This is a genomic window from Pseudokordiimonas caeni (assembly GCF_026719705.1).
Lineage (GTDB): Bacteria > Pseudomonadota > Alphaproteobacteria > Sphingomonadales > Kordiimonadaceae > Gimibacter > Gimibacter caeni.
The window spans coordinates 1,070,179-1,089,932 of the sequence record NZ_JAPPRR010000001.1 but is presented as its reverse complement, the minus strand read 5'-3'; the positions used below and the strand labels follow the sequence as shown (position 1 = coordinate 1,089,932).

The following is a 19,754-nucleotide window of genomic DNA, read 5'->3' as shown; positions in this document are numbered from 1 at the left end:
GAGAGGACTTCTAATGGGAGAGGCCCGCGCGTGCGGGCCCCTGTCTTCGTTTCGTCAGTCTTTCTTCACCGGCTCGACGGTGCGAATATGCAGCTCGCGCAGCTGCTTCGGCTCCACCGTACTTGGCGCCTGCATCATCAGGTCTTCCGCCTTCTGGTTCATCGGGAACAGGATGACCTCCCGGATGTTCGGCTCGTCCGCCAGCAGCATCACCATGCGGTCCACGCCGGGGGCGAGGCCACCGTGCGGCGGGGCGCCATATTTGAACGCGTTGAGCATGCCGCCAAATTTGCTTTCCACGACGGATTCGTCGTAGCCGGCAATCTCGAACGCCTTGATCATCACGTCCGGACGGTGGTTACGGATGGCACCTGAGGAGAGTTCCACGCCGTTACAGACGATATCGTACTGGAAGGCGTTGATCTCGAGCGGATCCTTGTTGAGGAGCGCATCCATCCCGCCTTGTGGCATCGAGAAAGGATTGTGCGAGAAATCGATCTTCTTCTCGTCCTCATTATATTCGAACATCGGGAAGTCGACGATCCAGCAGAACTTGAACTCGCCCTTGTCGATAAGGCCAAGGTCTTCGCCCACCTTCGTGCGGGCAAGGCCTGCGAGCCTCGCGGCACCGGCTTCCTTGTCGCAAACGAAGAAGACACCGTCGTTGGGGCCGAGGTTCAGCTGATCGACAAGCTGCTTCACACGCTCTTCGCCAAGGTTCTTGGCAATCGGGCCACCGGCCTCGCCATCCTTGAAGTTGGCATAGCCCATCCCGGCATAGCCCTCGCGCTTCGCCCAATCGTTGGCTTTATCGAAGAAGCTGCGCGGCTGCACGCCGGCGCCCGGCGCCGGAATTGCACGCACGACAGAACCGCTTTCCACCATCTTGGCGAAGATGCCGAAACCGGAGCCACGGAAGATTTCCGTCACATCCTGGATTTCGATGGGGTTGCGGAGGTCCGGCTTGTCGTTGCCGTATTTCAACATCGATTCCTTGTAGGGAATGCGCGGGAACGGCGCTTCCGTGACCTTCTTGTCCGAGAATTCCTTGAACACGCCCACGAGGATCGGCTCGATTGCGCCGAACACGTCATCCTGCGTCACGAAACTCATCTCGATATCGAGCTGATAGAATTCGCCGGGGCTACGGTCAGCACGGGCGTCTTCATCGCGGAAGCAAGGCGCGATCTGGAAATATTTGTCGAAGCCCGACACCATGATCAGCTGCTTGAACTGTTGGGGGGCCTGCGGCAGGGCATAGAATTTACCCGGATGCTGGCGAGCCGGCACGAGGAAGTCGCGCGCACCTTCGGGGCTTGAAGCCGTCAGGATCGGGGTCTGAAATTCAGTGAAGCCGGCTTCCGTCATGCGGCGACGCAGGCTCGAAATCACACCGGCGCGCAGAAGAATATTCTTGTGCAGGCGCTCGCGGCGGAGGTCAAGGAAGCGGTACTTGAGGCGGATATCTTCTGGATATTCGGTATCACCGAACACCGGCATCGGCAGTTCCGCCGCCGCCGACAGCACTTCCATCGTATCGATATAAAGCTCGATCTCGCCAGTCGGCAGGTCGGCATTCACGGTCTCAGCCGTGCGCTGTTTAACCCGGCCGGTAACCGAGATAACACTTTCAGCGCGAACCGCTTCGGCATCCTTGAAAGCCGCGCTGTCGGTATCGAACACGCACTGGGTGATGCCGTAATTGTCGCGCAGGTCAATGAACAGGAGGCCGCCATGATCGCGCTTGCGGTGAACCCAGCCAGCGATGCGGACGGTCTGCCCGACGTCAGCGGCGCGGAGCGCGTTACAAGTATGGGTACGGTAGGCGTGCATGTCAGACGGTCCTTGTTTCAGGATAGTTTGCCGTGACCCGGAAAGGGTCATGATTTCGGCGCAAAAGCGCATGAAAGCCCCCTATTGTCAAGACCCCGCACGCGCGAGAGGGCCCTTATGCTGCGCTCAGGCGCGCAACATCCACTGAAGGCGTGACGGACACGAAAAAGCTGTGTATGACAAACCCTGTAACTTTAATGGAAGCAGGCATGCAGCCGATTACGAGTACTGAAGCGCTGGCCGCATTGTGCGACGAGTGGAAAAAAGCTGAATTCATCACGGTCGATACAGAATTCCTGCGCGACCATACCTATTACCCTAAACTCTGCCTCATTCAGGTTGCGGACGATCAGGGCGCACACGCCATCGATCCGCTGGCCGAGGGCATGGATCTCGCTCCCTTCTTCGAGCTGATGGCCGACACCAATGTCGTGAAGGTGCTTCACGCCTGCCGTCAGGATCTGGAGATTTTCTATCTCCTGTCGGGTGACCTGCCCCGCCCCGTGTTCGATACCCAGATTGCCGCCATGGTATGCGGTTTTGGCGAGTCGGTTGGCTACGAGACGCTGGTGCAGAAGCTGGCGCGGGCGAGCCTCGACAAGTCGGCCCGTTATACCGACTGGTCACGCCGTCCGCTGACCGATACGCAGCTGCATTATGCGCTGGGTGATGTCACACACCTGCGCAAGATCTACCGCAAGCTCTCGAAGGAACTGGCCGATACCGGCCGCGGTGCGTGGGTCGAGGAAGAGATGCAGGCCCTGATGGACCCGAATCTTTACAAGACCGAGCCCGACGAGGCCTGGCTCCGGCTCAAGGTTCGCACCTCGAAGCCGCGGTTCCTTGGCATCGTGAAGGAACTCTGTGCATGGCGCGAAGTGCAGGCACAGGAGCGCGACATGCCCCGCAGCCGTATCGCCAAGGATGAAACCATCCTTGAAATTGCGGCCCATCCGCCAACCAGCGAAGAAGCGCTTGAAAAGATCCGCGGACTGCCGAAAGGCTTTGGCCGTTCCAAGGGCGGTGCTGCGCTTCTGGCCGCTGTCGACCGCGCCATGAAAATGAGCGAAGACGACCTGCCTCATCTCGAAAAGGCAAAGCCGCGCCCGGCCACGCCCCCGATGGCTGACCTTCTGAAAGTTCTCCTGAAGATCAAATGCGACGAAGCCCGCGTAGCGCCGCGCATGGTCGCGTCAGCGCAGGAGCTTGAAGCCTGGGCCTCCGAGCCCGACAAGGTCGATTTCAGGGCCATGCACGGATGGCGCTACGAGATTTTCGGGGCTGATGCCGAGAAGCTGATGAAAGGCACGCTCGGCCTGACCGCCCGGAAAGGCGACATCGACGTGGTCGAGCTTTTCGAAGAAGAATATGACTGAGGGGGCGCAAAGCCCCCTCTTCTCTTTTCAGCCTCTAAAGCCGATCAAACCGTCTGGATGGTTGCCTGGCGGCCCAGCAGCTGGCCGAGTTGCAGCAGCCGCTTGAACACCACATCGTTGGCGATTTCCGACTGCGACTTCGGCACGCTCAACACGATCTTGCCCCGCGCAATGGTCAGGCTCGAAAGCCTGATCGCGTCGGCGGCACCACCCGACAGGCGCTGGGCAAGCCGCAATGCCGCTCCCATCACCCGCGCTTCGTGGATTTCCTCCACCTTCAAAAACTGCAGCACGCCCGCCACATGCGGCACGTTCAGCGGCGCGCCATAAGCCTGATTGAGCGCGAGGGCAACATAGGCGCGTTCCCGGTGCGTCACGCCCACGAAATTACCATGAAGGACTGTCTCGACCGCCTTTTCAGCACGGAAGTCCGGATGGCCACGCCAAGCCACGTCGCTCAGAAGGCAGATGGCCATGTGCAGCATGTCGCGGTCCACATCGCGCTCGGTATCGCCCGAACGGAACAGCGGCCGCGTCCAGTCAAACAGGATGTCCGCATGCTCGGCAAACCGGCAGCGCTCTTCCGCCAGATGACGGCAGCTGTATAGGAACGGGTCTTCCGCGCGTTCCTCCGGCGTAAGGCGGTCAAAAAGAACCCCTTCACGCAACCCGAACGAAGAAACGATCACATAGCGCGGCCGCAGCACGCGCAGCACCTCGCGCAAGATCATGGCGGCCACCGGGATAACCTGCCGGCGACGCTCGTTCAGCAGGTCACCGAACGGGATATCAGCCGGACGCAGCATCGCCAGCCGGTCGCAGAAGGCTGCCATTTCACTGCCGGCCGCGCGGTAGCCCTGCAGGATCGGCAGCGGGTTCGACTGTTCCTTCATCATCAGCCGGGCGATGTTCCGCCACGCGCCCCCGACGAGATAGAAGGAATCGCCCTCGCGGTGATCGAGCCACTCAACTTCCATCAGCGAGTTTTTAACATGCTGCCGCATGGCGCGCATGTCCTCGCCAAACTTGCTCATGAGCCTCAGCGGGCCTTTTTCAAGACTCCGGCGCTCGAACGCGTCGCCGTCATGGATACGCACCAGTTCGAGCGACCCGCCGCCGAGGTCCCCGATCACGCCTTTGGCCGAAGGCTCGCCCGACAGCACACCAAGCGCTGAAAGACGGGCTTCTTCCGGCCCTTCGATCACCTGGATGTCAAGCCGGCATTCTTCTTTCACACGGCGAACGAAGTCTTCGCCGTTCCCGGCATCGCGCACCGCAGCCGTTGCCAGCGATACAATCTCGCCAACCCCCATCTGGTCGCACAGCGCACGGTAACGTTTCAGCGTGGAGATGGCGAGTTCGACCGATTCTTCGCTCATGCTGCCCGTGGTGCCGATGGCACTGCCAAGGCCGCACATGATCTTTTCGTTGAAAACGGTATCCGGCACGCGGCAAAGGCCGGAGAAAACGACGAGGCGTACGGAATTCGAGCCGATATCGATCACTGCGATATAGCTTTTCGCCTCGGCGTAAGTCTCTGTCATATACTAGATGTCCTCTTTGTCGGCGGGATCGTAGGTGACAAGCGGCATGATGCGTTCGCGCGTAAAGGCTGTACCCCTGCCAGACATGGACGGGCTTCGCATGAAATAGTCGTGGCAGGCAAACGGTTCTTCGCCTTCCTCCGGCCGGATACGGATATAGGACCCATCGGCCCGCATCGCCCAGGACTGCATATTGTCCTTGAGGTTGGCGGCGATGATTTGGCCCATGATCTGTTCAAGCACCGTCGGGTTCTCGATGGGTACCAGCGTTTCAACCCGGCGGTCAAAATTCCGGGGCATCCAGTCAGCCGACGAAATAAAGACCTTGGCATAGCGCGACGGCAGGCCGTGCCCGTTGCCGAACACGCAGATGCGCGAATGCTCGAGGAACCGCCCGACGATCGATTTGACCCGGATATTCTCGGAAAGCCCCGGAATACCGGGCCGAAGCGTACAAATGCCGCGCGCGATGATATCCACCTGCACCCCGTTCATCGAAGCTTCGTAAAGCTTGTCGATGATCGCCGGATCCAACAGCGAATTGACCTTGATCCAGATCGCACCTTTCTTGCCGCTGCGCGCAAATTCGATCTCGCGGTCGATCAGCTTCTTGAGATGCGACCGCATCATGAAGGGAGACAGCACCAGCTTTTCAAGCGAGGTGGGCTCGATATAGCCGGTCAGGTAATTGAACATCTTGTTGGCGTCGCGCGCCAATGCCTGATCGGCCGAAAAGAAGGATGTGTCGGTATAGATTTTGGCGGTGATCGGGTGATAGTTGCCAGTGCCGAAGTGAACGTAGGACCTGAGCCTACCGCCTTCGCGCCTGACCACCATCGAAACCTTGGCATGGGTCTTCAGGTCGATGAAGCCATATACCACATGCACGCCGGCGCGCTCCAGGTCGCGCGCCCACTTGATATTCTGTTCTTCATCAAAACGCGCTTTCAGCTCCACCACCGCCGTCACGGACTTGCCGTTTTCGGCGGCCCTGATGAGCGCGTTGATGATCTGCGACTGCGAACCGGCACGGTAGAGCGTCTGCTTGATCGCCACCACATCGGGGTCGTTCGCCGCCTGCACCAGGAACTGGTGGACGACATCGAAGCTTTCATACGGGTGATGGACAACGAAATCCTTGGCGGCGATCGCCTTGAAGATATCGCCGCCAAAATCCTTCACGCGTTCCGGGAAGCGCGGGTTGTAGGGCTTGAACTTCAGGTCCGGGAAATCATCGACAATCAGTTCGGAAATATCCTTGATGCCAAGGACGCCATCGAACATGACAACCGAATCGGCATCGGCATCAAGACGCGAAATCACCAGATTGCGCAGGCCTTCCGGCATGTCGCTTTCCACCTTCAGGCGGATCACCCGGCCGCGGCGACGACGCTTCAGGGCGCTTTCGAACACGCGAACCAGATCTTCGGCTTCGTCCTCGATCTCCATATCGCTGTCGCGGATCACGCGGAACATGCCGTCGCCATCCACCCGGTAACCCGGGAAAAGCTGGTCGAAGAAAAGCGTCAACATATGTTCGATGGAGATGAAACGAACGCCCTCGCCCGGCACGCGGATAAAGCGCTGCACATGCTGCGGCACCGGCAACAGCGCCACCATTTCCCGGTTGTCGCTCTTGCGGGCGAGCTGCAACACCATCGTGAAGCCGAAATTCGGGATGAAGGGAAACGGGTGCGCCGGGTCCACCGCAATGGGCGTCAGCAGCGGGAAGACGGTTTCAAGGAAATAACTTTCGATCCATTCCCGGTCCGTCGCCGTCACTTCGCCGCGGTCCAGAAGCATGATCCCGGATTCGCGCAGCTCACGCTTCAGTGTCGCCCATACCTCCTGCTGCTTGTCCATCAGCTGTTCGGCGTAATCGACAACGCGTGCCAGCGTCTGGGCCGGCGTCAGGCCGTCTTCCGAGCGCACCTGCACGCCCATGTCGCTTTGCTGCTTCAGCCCCGCGACCCGAACCATGTAGAATTCGTCAAGGTTGCCGCCGGAGATCGACAGGAAGCGCACGCGCTCCAGAAGCGGATGGCGGCAATTTTCGGCCTCCTCCAGCACCCGCATGTTGAATTTCAGCCAGCTGAGCTCGCGGTTCAGATATTTGTCATGGGGCGTCAGCGCCGCAATATTGGCGACAATATCCTCCCGCGATGGCAGCCCCCCGGACTCTGCCGGCTTGGCCTCCGGCTGCCGGATCGGGTTCACCGAAGCGTCACTCGCGATATCGTCTGCCATCGAAGGCTCCTTTGCGGTTGGACGGGCTCAATGCATCCCGCTCCAGTAACCCGCCTTTATGACTCTTTTGCGACAGTGGGTTCGTCCAGGCATTCACGGGCGAGATGCTTGGTAATCTCACGCTTTCCAGCCAGCGAACGCGCGTCCATCGCTGCTACCAGTTGCCGTGCTCCGTCAAACGAACGGTCCATCCGCATCATCATATAGTCTATCACTGCAGGATCGACCTGCAACTGCCGATCAGAAAACAGTTTTGTGACGATCATGCGCAAGAGGTCATCGTCCGGCGCCTCGATCGCCATCACAGGCACGGTGGCGAGCCGGGATTTCAGGTCCGGCAGTGTCACCGGCCAACGCGTCGGCGCTGTGCGCGCTGTGAAAAGAATGCGCCCGCCGGTTTCTCGCGTCCAGTTGAACAGATGGAACAGGAGAGTGTCATCGAACCCTACCCGGTCGGCATCTTCAATCAGCACGGGCGCGCCTGCCGCAACGCTTTCGGGCGCCATGTCGGGTTCGGCGCGGACCGCGTCGCTGATCGTGGCCCACGCGGCCCCGAGATGCGTCTTGCCGCAGCCCGCCGGACCCACCAGCGCCACGGCATGGGCCGGCCAGTCAGGCCAGCCAGCGATCATGTCGAAGGCTTGCCGGTTGATCGACGACACCATGAAATCGGCCAGATCGAAGCTCGCGGCATGGGTCAGGTCAAGGGGTAACTGGCGGCTCACGGTCGTCTTCCGACATGGTTTCGAGGGCTGCAGGGCTCGGCTCCTGATTCACGGCGACCGGATGCAGTTCATAATGGTCGAGATAACGATCAATGGCATAACGCACAAGCACCGCGATGGCAGCCGCCATAGGCAGCGCCACCAGCACGCCGACAAAGCCCATCACCTCGCCGCCCGCAAACACAGCAAACAGCACCCATACGGGATGCAGGCCGACCCGGTCGCCCACGAAACGCGGGGTCAGGAAGGATCCTTCCATGATCTGTCCGAAAACAAACACGCCGGCCACAAGTGCCAGATTCAAGGGATCGAGCCCCCACTGCCCGATGGCCAGCACGAAAGCGACGAGTGCGGTAAGGAACGCACCGACAAAGGGTATGATGCCAAGAATACCGCCGAGAAGACCGAGCACGAGCGCATAATCAAGTCCGATAAGCGCCCAGCCGACGGCGAAAATCAACCCCATCGACAGGCTGACCGAGACTTGCCCCCGCACGAAACCGGCCAGAACCTCGTCGATCTTTGCTGCCTGTTCGCGCACATCAGGCGCCACATGACGTGGCAGCCAGCTATCGACCCGCGCGACGATCAGGTCCCAGTCCCGCAGGAGATAGTAGGCGACGACGGGGGAGATCAGCACCATCCCCATGATGTTGAAAAAGGCGAGACCACCGGAGACAAGCTTCACGGCACTGTCCTGGACTTTTGCAAGAAGATCGCTGCTGACGCCGGAGAGGACCCCTTCCACATCTGTCGGCACCACGACCCCGAAACGCTCCGAAAGGCCCGCCAGCATGCTGTTGAGCCACGGCCTGAAGTTGGCGAGCGTTGCCGGCAGCTTTTCCGACATGTTGGCAAGCTGCGATTGCAGCAACGGCCAGAACGCAAGGAGGATGCCGATAACAGCGAGGAAAAAGACGGCGATGACAATGGCAGCACCAATACTGCGCGGCACTTTCATCGCCTCCAGCCGGTCGGCCACCGGGTCCATCAGATACGCGATGGCAAGCCCGAGAACGAATGGGAGTAGAATGCCTTTGGTCAGATACAGGAACCCGACAAACAGCAGAAACCCGGCGATCCACATCCAGCGCGACAGCGTCATGGTCATTCCCTTCCGGCTTCGCTGAGGGTCAGGCGGCGGCTTTCGCCCTCGCCTACAAACTCAAGTCCCACCTGTTTCATGGCGACGATCAGCTGTTCCTCGCGCCCTGCGAAATCAAGTGCGATACGGCTGAGCGGCAAGGCAAGCGTCAGGCGGCGATACCCGGTCACGAGCGTGACCCGGTCAAGCCGCCGCTCGATTTCGAGAAGCGTCTCGATCCGCTCCGCCGCCACATCGGCCTCAATCGACCCGGTTGCCCCGGCGTCCACCAGCTGGCTTTGCCGCCATGCCTTTTCCTCGACGCCGATAATGGCGTCATACATTTCGGCAATCGCATCTTCTTCGGCCATGGGACCAGCCGGCTTTTCGATCACGTCCGCGAGCAATTCTTCGGTGCCGTCACTTTCATAAGCGCGGAACGCGAGCGAGCCCATGCCGTCGCGTTCCACCCAACTGCTCTGGATCACCAGTCCGCGCGGCACCCCGTAGGCGCGCAGGTGCGGCGCCAGATGAGCCTGGTTGCCGCTGACGATCTGCCGCCATGAGAAGTTCTCGCGCTCGGCCTCCGTCGCCGCCGGCCAGATATAGGGGCGCAGGCGATTGACCCAGTCAACGCGTTCGCGGGCAGCGAGCAAGGTCGCGTCCTCGCTCAGGAAATGGGTGAAAATGCCGCGCGTGTGGCCGTGCAGCACCAGAAGCGGCTGCCCGAGCGACAACACATGGCCAACACCGTTTTCTGTGAACAGCCGGATCATCAGCTCCGGCTCGAACCGCACATTGAGGCTCGCCACATAGCGGTTGCTGGAGGCCTGTTCCTTCAGGACCTCAATCCCGCTCACATACCGGCGGCGTTCCTCGTAGGAAAGCGGCGGCAGCTTGTCGCGGTCAGCCACGCGGGTCAGCTTGTCGATGACCTTGTCCCATGCCTTGTTTTCGGCAACGCGCAGGGCCTGTTCGCGGGCGCGCAGGGCATCGCGGGCGGTTTCATCCACCGCCACGTCGCGAATCGTGAAAAGGGTTTCGAGGCCGTCTTCCGCCACTGCCGGCATCCACGCACCGAGCATGAGCACAAGACCAAGGGCCGGAAGGCGCATTGCCGCCCTCACCTGCCCCGTCATCAGGCTCGCCGCTCTCTTCAAAATCCTGTACATAAGCCCTTTCATATCCGCGCAGGCGACACTATAACGCCGCAAAGATCGATTGCCAGCCCCGTAAGGCGCCGATATGGCGGAAGTAAGGACGAACCGAGCCGTGAGCGATACGAAACAGTCTTATACCTACAAGGATGCCGGCGTCGATATCGATGCGGGTGAAGCGCTTGTCGACAATATCAAACCGCTTGCTCAATCCACCGCGCGGCCGGGCTCGAACCCCGACCTTGGCGGCTTCGGCGGCCTGTTTGACCTGCGCGCTGCGGGCTTCACCGACCCGATCCTTGTAGCCGCCACCGATGGTGTGGGCACCAAGCTCAAGGTCGCGATCGATGCCGGGCTGCATGACACGGTCGGGATCGACCTTGTCGCCATGTGCGTGAACGATCTCGTCGTGCAAGGCGCCGAGCCGCTTCTCTTCCTTGATTATATGGCAACCGGCAAACTGGATGTGAAACAGATGACCGCCGTGGTCGCCGGCATCGCCGAAGGCTGCCGTCAGGCAGGTGCGGCCCTCGTCGGCGGCGAAACCGCCGAAATGCCCGGCATGTATCAGGACAAGGATTATGACCTTGCCGGTTTCGCCGTGGGCGCGGCAGAGCGCGGCACCATGATCGACGGCTCGACCGTCACTGAAGGCGATATCCTCATCGGCCTCGCCTCCTCCGGCGTTCATTCGAACGGCTATTCGCTGGTGCGCCGCATCGTGGGCGACAAGGGCTATAAGTACAGTGACAAGGCGCCGTTCGATGCCAGCCGCACGCTTGGTGAAGCCCTGATTGCACCGACCAAAATCTATGTGAAAAGCTGCCTCAAGGGCGTTCGCGCCGGCTATGTGAAGGCGCTGGCGCACATCACCGGCGGCGGCTTCACCGAAAACGTGCCGCGCGTGCTGCCCAAAGGCACGCAAGCCGTGATCGACAGCGGCGCGTGGACACTTTCGCCGCTCTTTTCGTGGCTGCAGGGCGAAGGCAATATCCGCGCCGCTGAAATGGCCCGCACCTTCAACTGCGGCATCGGCATGGTGGCTGTGGTCGCGCCCGAGAATGCTGACGCTGCCCTCGCGCTCCTGAAAGCCGAGGGTGAAGACGCCGTCATCATCGGCAAGGTCGTGAAGGGCGAAGAGAAGCCCACCTGCCTCGTCACCGGTAAGGCCGGCACCTGGGGCGAAGCGGCCGACTGGTCCGCCATCACCACGGGCTGACACAGACAATGGCGAAGCTGAAGCTCGGCGTCCTGATATCGGGGTCCGGCACCAATCTTCAGGTGCTGATCGATGCCTGTGCGACCGCTGGCTATCCGGCTGAAATCGCCCTCGTCATTTCGAACAAGGCCACAGCCGGAGGCATTGCTCGCGCTGAGGCCGCCGGTATTCCGGTTGCTGTCATCAGCCACAAGGATTTCGACGGCCGCGAGGCCTTCGACGATGCGATGCATGAAAAACTGACGGAAGCGGGGGTGGAATTCATCTGCCTCGCCGGTTTCATGCGCATCCTTTCGGACCGCTTCATCGAGCGCTGGCACGACCGGATGATCAACATTCACCCGTCTCTGTTGCCTGCCTACAGGGGCCTTGATACCCACGCCCGCGCGATTGCGGATGGTGTGCGTTTCGCCGGCTGCACGCTCCATTATGTGCGCCCGGACCTCGACAACGGCCCGATCATCGCGCAGGCCGTGGTCCCCGTGCTGCCGGACGACACACCCGACACGCTCGCCGCACGTATCCAGGTGCAGGAACACCGGCTTTACCCCGCCATCGTCCGCCTGATTGCCGAGGGCAAGGTGACGGTGGAAGATGGCCGCGTGGTTTACGGGGGCGGTGTCGACCTTGGTGAAAATCTCACCGACATCACGTCACCCCGGACCTGATCCGGGGTCCATTTCAGGCCCCCTGTGCCGCTGGATACCAGGCCGGGGCCCGGCATGACGACATAAGACAAACAAAAAGGCCGGTCAAATGACCGGCCTTTCCGTTTCGGCAGTCCCGGATGGGATTAGCCGACGATTTCGTTGCCAGCGAAGAACTGGGCGATTTCGATCGCTGCGTTCTCAGCCGAATCCGAACCATGGACCGAGTTTTCGCCGATCGAGAGGGCAAACTCTTTGCGGATGGTGCCTTCAGCGGCTTCCGACGGGTTGGTGGCACCCATCACTTCGCGGTTTTTCGCGACTGCGTTTTCACCTTCGAGAACCTGAACAACGACCGGAGCCGAGGTCATGAACTCAACCAGTTCGCCGAAGAAGGGACGCGCGCTGTGAACAGCGTAGAAGGTCTCGGCTTGTTTCTGGGTCATCTGGATGCGCTTCTGGGCAACGATGCGCAGGCCAGCAGCTTCGAGCTTGGCATTGATCGCGCCAGTCAGGTTGCGGTTGGTAGCATCCGGCTTGATGATCGAGAAGGTGCGTTGCACGGCCATCTTGAAATTCCTTGTTTCTGGACGGGGATAAGAATCGGTTCGCGGCCTTATAGCGTCCGTTTCGGAAAGCCACAAGCCCCCCATTGCGCGGGAGCAAAGGCCATGCTAGAGCCGCGCGCATGCTGCATATCACCGACATAACCTACCGCATTGGCGACCGCCTCCTGATCGATCAGGCCACCGTTGTTGTGCCCGCCGGTCACAAGGTTGGCCTTGTGGGGCCGAACGGTGCTGGCAAATCGACGCTCCTGAAGATGATCCTCGGCGAGATCTCCCCGGAATCGGGTGAGGTAAAGGTGCGCCCCTCCGCGCGGCTTGGCCATGTGGGTCAGGAAGCCCCCGGCGGTCCGCAAAGCCTGCTGGAGACTGTGATCCAGTCGAACAAGGAACTGGTGTCGCTCGAAGCCGAAGCCCTGACCGCCACCGACCCGCATCGGATCGCCGAAATCCACACGCGCCTTGCCGATATAAGCGCCCACACAGCCCACGCCCGTGCCGCCACGATCCTGCAGGGCCTCGGCTTCAATGAGGAAGCGCAGGCCCGGCCCTGTTCGAGCTTTTCTGGCGGCTGGCGAATGCGGGTGGCACTCGCCTGCGTGCTCTTCAACGAGCCCGATCTCCTGCTCCTTGACGAGCCGACCAACTATCTCGACCTCGAAGGCGTGATCTGGCTCGAGACGTTCCTCAAGAGCTATCCCTATACCGTGCTGATCGTCAGCCATGACCGGGACCTTCTCAACAATGCCGTCGGCCATATCGTCCATCTCGAAGGCGGCAAACTGAATATCTACACCGGCGGCTATGACCGGTTCGAGCAACTGCGCGCCGAGAAGATGGAGCGTCAGGCCGCGCTCAAATCCAAGCAGGAAGCCGAACGCCGTCATATTCAGGCGTTTGTCGACCGCTTCAAGGCCAAGGCTTCGAAAGCCAAGCAGGCGCAAAGCCGCCTGAAAATCCTTGAAAAGATGCAGCCTATCGCCACGATGGCAACGTCCGAGACGATCCCCTTTCGCTTCCCGAACCCGGAGCCGCTCTCGTCGCCCCTTATCGCGCTTGAAGGCGCGTCGGTCGGTTATGAGGTGGGTCACCCTATCCTCAAGAAGCTCGATCTGAGGATCGACATGGATGACCGGATCGCGCTTCTGGGCGCCAACGGCAACGGCAAATCGACCTTCGCCAAGCTGCTGTCCGGCCGGCTTGCCCCCATGGACGGTAGCAGCCGCAAATCGAAGGCCCTGAAGGTCGGCTATTTCGCACAGCATCAGCTGGATGAACTGAACCCGAAATCGACACCGCTTGATCAGATGAAAAAGCTGATGCCTGATGCGATCGAGGCCAAGGTGCGCGCCCGCCTCGGCAGCTTCGGCTTCGGTGCCGACAAGGCCGACCGCCCCATCGAGTCGTTGTCTGGCGGCGAGAAAGCCCGGCTGATGTTTGCGGTGTGCACCTTCGACGCCCCCCAGCTGTTGATTTTGGACGAGCCGACCAACCACCTTGATGTCGACAGCCGCGAGGCGCTCATTCACGCCATCAACGATTTCGATGGTGCCGTGGTGTTGATCAGCCACGACCGCCACTTGCTCGAAGCCTGCGCCGACCGGCTGTGGCTGGTGGAAAAAGGCGATGTGAAGCGCTTCGAGGGCGACCTTGCCGACTACCGCGTCCACCTTCTGAAGGAACGTGGCGGCGACAGAGCCGATAAAGTGGATAAGTCCGACAGCAGCCGCAAGGCGCAGCGGCAGGCGGCCGCCGACGTCCGCCTGAAGCTCGCCCCCCTGCGCCGCGAGGCCGAACGCGCCGAAGCCAAGGTCGAGAAGCTGTCGGTGCTCGTCGCCGGCCTCGAGGAAAAGCTTGGCAACCCTGCCCTTTATGCAAGTCAGGACGCTGCCGCGACCGCCAAGGTCACCTCATTGCAGGTCGATCTCGCCAAGCAGAAAGCGCTTCTCGAGGACGCCGAAATGGCGTGGCTTGAAGCGCAAGAAGCCTATGATGCGGCCTCGGCCGAATTTGCTGACTGAAATCCTCGCCCCCAGCGCCTTCTGATATCTGCGGTCACCTCGGGCCGCCATGGCAGGTCTACATGGTCTGCCCCCTCGATCACCTCGAACGCGTCGTCCGGCCCGAGCAGCGGCTTGAGTTCGATCCCCGAGGCAAGCGGAATCACCTCGTCCTCTGTGCCGTGATAGATCACGATGCGGGACGCGCCTGCATCCGCCAGCGCCAGATCGCTCCTCAGCGGATAGCGCGCGAGGAATGACGGCACGAAGGGATAGCGCCGTTGGCCGACATCAAGCACCGATTTCATCGGGGCGAACAGGATCACATCGCCCACTAGGCGGCGCTCCGCCACCTGGGCTGAAAGACTGGTGCCGAGCGAATAGCCGACGATCCGCACGTCCTCTTCGGCATAACGCGCCTTCGTCCAATCATACCAGGCAACGGCATCGTCAATGAGAGCGTCCTCGCTCATCTCACCCCGGCTTTTGCCGAACCCCCGATAATCCATGGACACCACATCGAAGCCGAGCGGTGTGAAAATGCGCGCCATGCTTTCCGAATGCCCCACATTGCCCGCGTTACCCTTGTAATAGACAATCGCGCCGCGGCGTGGCTCGTCCGCCAGAAAGACAACACCATTGAGCCGGGCGCCATCCGGCCGGTCAAGCCAGACTTCCCGTGTCGGCATGTCAAAGGCGAACGCGTGGCTTTCGTCCACCGGCAGAAAATGGAACAACACATTCTCCTGCCAGCCATAAAGCCAGCCACAGGCGGCAAGCCAAAGAAATATCGCCACAGCAAACAGCCGCTTCAGCATTGTGTCCTCATTGTCAAAGATATGTGCATGCCGCCGGGGGGATGGTCTACACATCAGGCTTTCAGAATGGCAGAAGTCCGCCGTTTCGTGAAGGGATTTCGATAGGCACAGCGCGATTTGCGCAATCAGCCCGCGGCGATGTTCACAGCCGCCATCACAAGCCCGATGCTGCAAAGGGTGGCGGACGGCCATGCGAACGGCCCCATCGCCACCCACATGCGAGCGAGCGCGCCGGGCGCAGGCCCGGTTACCGTGGCCTTCGGCGCCAGCCGACGGGCATAGATAAGGATACCGGTGACAGCCAGAAGCGTCAGCAGCATCCCGAAAAGGAACCACAGAAGCCGCACCCAGAAGCCGCCAAAAGTGCCGAAATGCAGCGGGTCCGCCGCCTCGCTGATGCGCTGATGGACAGTCAAGTCCTCGCCGCGTAGGCGCTGCACCACACGCATGGTGGCGGGATCGACGAGCACGGCATTGGCCCGTTCGCGAACGAGCAAGGCATCGGCCTGTCCCATGACAACGAGGCCGCCGGGCTTGCCCTCGGGGAAATAGAGCGACGTGATGTGAAGCGTTGGATAGTCGGCCTGTGCGACTGCTATGGCTGCGTCCAAAGTCGCGGCGTCGATCTGCTCGATTGCCGGCAGCACTTCCCCTCGGCGCTCAGGCTGCGGCGCGTTTCCGCCGCCCCATTCCACAAGATACCAAAGGCCCGTGAGGCCGATCAGCAGCACGAACCACAGGCTCCACACACCCGCCAGCCGGTGCAGGTCGCCGTAAAAACGCCGCGGGCTGCCGCGCTTTGCGGCGGGGCTTGCCGGCCATTTGAAAAAGCCGCGCCACCAGCGTTTATACACCACAAAGGCGGTGATGGCCGAGGCGAGCATGGGCAGTGAAAGGATCGCTACGAAAGGCAGGCCGACCTTCACCGGCAGCATCAGGTGGCGGTGAAGTTCCCTGAAAAGGCGCTGGGCGTTGAACCATGGCAGGAGGCCCTGCACGTCCGCCGTCCATGGATTGATAAAGATCCGCTGGCGGGTGCCGCCTGCGTCCACAACCAGCATTTCAGCAGCAAACCAAGGGTCACGCGGTTCGCTGATCCGTTCAAGACGGGCCCCTTCGGGTGCCGCAGCAAGCCCTGCCGCCACCAACTCACCCCAGCTGGCAACCGGGCCTTCCCGGCTTTCCACCCGCATCTCGGGGTTGATCAGCCAGTCGATTTCCGCTGAAAGTACAGCGAGCGTCCCCGTGGCGAGGATGAAGGTCAGGAACAGGCTGACTTTCATCCCCGCCCAGTGGTGAACGAGCCACCATATGGAACGCCCTTTGGCCATTTACACTCAGAGTTTCCAGCGCAGTTCGACAAACACCGTGCGCGGTTCGCCCGGGAAGTGGCCGGTGCGCGCGATGAAGCCCGATGCCGCATATTTCTTGTCGAAGATATTATCGGCACGCAGCATCACATCAAGTTCTTCGCTGAAGGTATAGATGATCGAGGCATCGAAGATCGTATAGGGATTGACCGGCTGGCCCTCGATGCTGACCCGTTCACCTACATATTCCATGCCGGCGGCGAAGGTCGTGTTGATTGCCGCCACCTCATAACGGGTCCAAAGGCCCGCCTGATGCTTCGGCGCGTTGGCGAAGCGGTCCCCCACGGCATTCGTGAAGGTACCACCCGGCACCGTGCGGGTGATGCGGGCATCGTTATAGCCATAATTGGCGGTCAGCACCCAGGCGTCGGTCAGATCGGCCACCAGCTCGACCTCGAAGCCTTCGCTCGTCACTTCGCCGACCGTCGAGAAATCGGCAACGCCATCGCTTTCGTCCCCGTTCGGGTCCACCTGCAGCATATTCTGGCGCTTGATCTGATAGACAGCGGCACCGCCCTGCAGGCGGCCGTTGAACAGGTCAAACTTCACGCCGCCCTCGATCTGGCTGCCGGTCATCGGGCTGAAGGGTCCGCCCGCAAGCTCGCTTTGCGAGGAAATGGCCTGCGGCTCGAAACTTTCCGACCAGCTGGCATAGAAGGACACGCCGTCGACCGGCTTGTAGATCACGCCGCCGCGCAGCGCCCAGTCGCCATCGGAAAAGCCGGTATCGCTGAGCAGGTCTTCATCCTCGAAATCATCGTAGCGCACACCGGCGATCAGGATGAGATTGTCGGTGAGGCTCAGCTGATCCTGCAGATAGATACCGGTGCGGGTCAGCCGCGATTCCGTGCTGCGCAGGGGATAGCTTTCAAGATCATAGAAGGACGCGCCAGACTGGCCGTAAACGGGGTTGGTCAGGCTAAGGAGCGGGATTTCGGCGTTCGGCACCGTACGGCCCCAGAAGTCCGAATCTTCGCGGTAGTAATCGCCACCCACGAGGATCGTGTTATCGAGCCCGAAAAGCGGCTTGTTGATCACGCTCGACGCTGCAATCGTCAGTCCCTCGGTGTTGCGTTCCTGATCGCGCAGTTCGCGGCGCGAGGCATCGACCACGCCGTCGGCATCCGTATCCACAAGGCCGCGAGCCTCGTGATACTGCTGGCGTTCGTTCGCATCGAAATAGCGCACGGCCAGTTCGTAGCTCCAGTCGTCCGACACCTCACCCAGAAGGCGGGATTGCAACACCGTGGCTTTCAGGTCCAGAAAGTCGCTGGCTTCGTTGGTGTTCCAGCTGCGGTCGGCAAGAAAGTCGCCATTATCGTCCACCGGCACGCCGCGCAGGCGGGCGGCCTGCATGTCCTGGTCATAATGACTGACCTGCGTGATCAGCCGGGCGCTTTCGCCAAGCTTGAAGGTGAGCCCGCCATCAAGGATGAGCGAGGTATCCTTCGTGTTATTGCGGAAGGGTTTCATGGTTTCATAGAAGGCGCCCACCCGGCCGAGGATTGTTTCGCTCTTGTTCAGGGCGCCCGAAACGTCGCCGGCCGCACCATAGCGATCATAATTACCACGGGTGAGGCTGGCGCTCGCCGCCAGTTCCTCGGTCGGCACCTTGGTCACATAATTGATCAGGCCGCCCGGCTCGCCGGGGCCATAAAGCATGCCGGCCGGCCCCTTGAGGACCTCGACACGTTCGATATTGAACAGCTTCGGTACCGAGAAGGCGATGAACGGGTTGCCACGGAGATTGTCGTAAAAGACCTGATCCTGACGGAAGCCGCGGAAGGTTACGCCCGAATAGCTGAAGGTAGAGATACCGGCGATGTTGCGGTAAAGATCCGTCATGTCGCGCGCGCCTTGGTCAGCGATCAGCGCAGCGTTCAGCACGGTTACGGACTGTGGAATATCAAGCGGATCGGCGGCACCCCTGACCACGCTCGTTTCCGAGACCCGGTAAAGAGTCTGAGCGCGGCCGGAGACGATGATCTCCTCCACGTCGTCCCCAGCAGCATATGTTTCAGCAAAAACTGGAACAGTCAGCGCGGATGCGGCAACCGAAAGACCGAAAACAGACGCCATCCGGCGCGAATTGTGATTGTTTGACATGGGCATTATCCTCCTGAGCCGCGAGTGATAATGCGAACTATTCTTAATTACAAGACATGAATCACAAAACCCCATGAAATTTAAATGACCATGCGGATCGTCCTGTCCTCCGTCCCGAACGGATGATCAAGCCGTGCTCGCGGACGATGACCGATACTTGAGTTGATGTGATCGGCGAGTTCGCGGCTTATGACGTCAGTTTTCGTCCTTCAAGGGGTTCAGGACATGATCACGGCACCCACCCACTATTCGCCGGATAGCGGCACCCGGCAGCGCATAGCGGCGGGATCGCTAGCGTTCGTGTTTCTGTGGTTCGCGGCGATGAACCTGACCGGCACAGCCACACCCATTGTCGGCCGGTGGCTGGGTGGACACACTTTCCTCTCGGGCCTTGAACCGAACAAGGAGACCATCGGGATTGTCCTCGGCATTGCACAGGCCGTCGGCGCCCTCCTCCTGCTCGCTGCGCGCACCCGCAAGATCGGCGCGGCAACCCTCCTCCTGATCTCGCTCGGCGCGCTCAGCCTTCTTTTCACCAATCCTGTTTGGGACGACAGCCTCGGCGGCTTCCCCGCCATCGGCTCGGGTCAGGGCCTTCTGAAATATGCGACGATTGCGGGCCTCTGCCTTTATCTGACGGGCTACGAGCGCGCAGGGCGCGGCTTCATGCTTGGTGGCCTTCTGCTGGTGCTTGTCTGGATCGGCGGGATGAAGTTCACCGCGCCCGAAGCCGCCGGTATCGCGCCGCTTCTGTCCACCAGCCCGATCTTCAACTGGTGGCTTTCGCCCAATTTCAGTGAACAGGGTGCGTCCTGTGTGATTGGGGTGCTGGAGCTCATCACCGCCTTGCTGCTCACCGCGACATGGTGGAACAAGGGCCTTTTCCGGCTGGGGCTACTGGGGTGTGCCGCCACCTTTGTGGCGACGCTGACCTTCCTGATCAGCTTTGACCCGGCATGGACAAAGGCAGGTTTCCCGTTCCTCAGTTCAGGTGGTCAGTTCCTTCTGAAGGATTTGCCGCTGCTCGCGGCCACGATCATGCTGCTGCCTGAAAAGGCGTGA

Annotated in this window: 15 protein-coding genes; 5 read left to right on the top strand and 10 right to left on the bottom strand. The window is 60.8% G+C overall.

The genetic code is table 11. The features are described from left to right. Positions 1 to 54 precede the first annotated feature (54 nt). Positions 55 to 1,833 (bottom strand): aspartate--tRNA ligase, encoded by a 1,779-nt coding sequence (gene aspS, locus OU694_RS04915; RefSeq protein WP_308909862.1) that lies wholly within the window; start codon positions 1,831 to 1,833, stop codon positions 55 to 57. Positions 1,834 to 2,042: 209 nt separating this feature from the next. On the opposite strand from aspS, the gene rnd reads away from it, so the two are divergent. After that, positions 2,043 to 3,209: a ribonuclease D gene (rnd, locus tag OU694_RS04910; protein ID WP_308909861.1), complete on the top strand. Its 1,167-nt coding sequence runs from the start codon at positions 2,043 to 2,045 to the stop codon at positions 3,207 to 3,209. A gap of 44 nt (positions 3,210 to 3,253) precedes the next feature. On the opposite strand, the gene OU694_RS04905 is transcribed toward rnd, so the two are convergent. From OU694_RS04905 to OU694_RS04885, 5 genes are read right to left on the bottom strand one after another with little or no spacing between them, the layout of a single operon-like run. Beyond that, positions 3,254 to 4,753: a Ppx/GppA phosphatase family protein gene (locus OU694_RS04905; RefSeq protein ID WP_308909860.1), complete on the bottom strand. Its 1,500-nt coding sequence runs from the start codon at positions 4,751 to 4,753 to the stop codon at positions 3,254 to 3,256. 3 nt (positions 4,754 to 4,756) lie between these two features. Further along, a complete protein-coding gene (locus OU694_RS04900) occupies positions 4,757 to 7,000 on the bottom strand; it encodes an RNA degradosome polyphosphate kinase (RefSeq protein ID WP_308909858.1) in 2,244 nt (747 codons plus the stop codon). Between the two features lie 56 nt (positions 7,001 to 7,056). Then, complete coding sequence (locus OU694_RS04895; protein WP_308909857.1) at positions 7,057 to 7,725, bottom strand: P-loop NTPase family protein; 669 nt, start codon at positions 7,723 to 7,725, stop codon at positions 7,057 to 7,059. After that, positions 7,703 to 8,830, bottom strand: coding sequence for an AI-2E family transporter (locus OU694_RS04890; RefSeq protein WP_308909856.1), 1,128 nt, complete (start codon positions 8,828 to 8,830; stop codon positions 7,703 to 7,705). Before OU694_RS04890 ends, OU694_RS04895 begins: the two co-directional genes overlap by 23 nt. Before the next feature lie 2 nt (positions 8,831 to 8,832). After that, positions 8,833 to 9,924 (bottom strand): hypothetical protein, encoded by a 1,092-nt coding sequence (locus OU694_RS04885; protein WP_308909855.1) that lies wholly within the window; start codon positions 9,922 to 9,924, stop codon positions 8,833 to 8,835. Positions 9,925 to 10,054: 130 nt separating this feature from the next. Here OU694_RS04885 and purM point away from each other — a divergent pair, with 130 nt between their 5' ends. Together purM and purN are read left to right on the top strand one after the other, a co-directional pair. Beyond that, positions 10,055 to 11,185, top strand: a complete 1,131-nt coding sequence (purM, locus tag OU694_RS04880; RefSeq protein ID WP_373460206.1) for a phosphoribosylformylglycinamidine cyclo-ligase — start codon at positions 10,055 to 10,057, stop codon at positions 11,183 to 11,185. An 8-nt stretch (positions 11,186 to 11,193) separates the two neighbouring features. Beyond that, positions 11,194 to 11,853: a phosphoribosylglycinamide formyltransferase gene (gene purN / locus OU694_RS04875; protein ID WP_308909853.1), complete on the top strand. Its 660-nt coding sequence runs from the start codon at positions 11,194 to 11,196 to the stop codon at positions 11,851 to 11,853. Between the two features lie 125 nt (positions 11,854 to 11,978). On the opposite strand, the gene ndk is transcribed toward purN, so the two are convergent. Continuing rightward, a complete protein-coding gene (gene ndk / locus OU694_RS04870) occupies positions 11,979 to 12,401 on the bottom strand; it encodes a nucleoside-diphosphate kinase (protein WP_308909852.1) in 423 nt (140 codons plus the stop codon). A 119-nt stretch (positions 12,402 to 12,520) separates the two neighbouring features. Between ndk and OU694_RS04865 the strand changes: the two genes are divergently transcribed. Beyond that, complete coding sequence (locus OU694_RS04865) at positions 12,521 to 14,419, top strand: ABC-F family ATP-binding cassette domain-containing protein (RefSeq protein ID WP_308909851.1); 1,899 nt, start codon at positions 12,521 to 12,523, stop codon at positions 14,417 to 14,419. Here the strand turns inward: OU694_RS04865 and OU694_RS04860 are convergent. From OU694_RS04860 to OU694_RS04850, 3 genes are all read right to left on the bottom strand, one after another. Then, entirely contained in the window at positions 14,386 to 15,216 is an 831-nt protein-coding gene (locus tag OU694_RS04860; RefSeq protein ID WP_308909850.1) for an alpha/beta hydrolase, read from the bottom strand. The genes OU694_RS04865 and OU694_RS04860 overlap by 34 nt on opposite strands. Positions 15,217 to 15,341: 125 nt before the next feature. After that, positions 15,342 to 16,547 carry a PepSY-associated TM helix domain-containing protein gene (locus OU694_RS04855; protein ID WP_308909849.1) on the bottom strand — a complete coding sequence of 402 codons (1,206 nt, stop codon included), beginning with the start codon at positions 16,545 to 16,547 and terminating at the stop codon, positions 15,342 to 15,344. A gap of 6 nt (positions 16,548 to 16,553) precedes the next feature. Beyond that, complete coding sequence (locus OU694_RS04850; protein WP_308909848.1) at positions 16,554 to 18,692, bottom strand: TonB-dependent siderophore receptor; 2,139 nt, start codon at positions 18,690 to 18,692, stop codon at positions 16,554 to 16,556. A gap of 225 nt (positions 18,693 to 18,917) precedes the next feature. Between OU694_RS04850 and OU694_RS04845 the strand changes: the two genes are divergently transcribed. Beyond that, positions 18,918 to 19,754: a DUF417 family protein gene (locus OU694_RS04845; RefSeq protein WP_308909847.1), complete on the top strand. Its 837-nt coding sequence runs from the start codon at positions 18,918 to 18,920 to the stop codon at positions 19,752 to 19,754.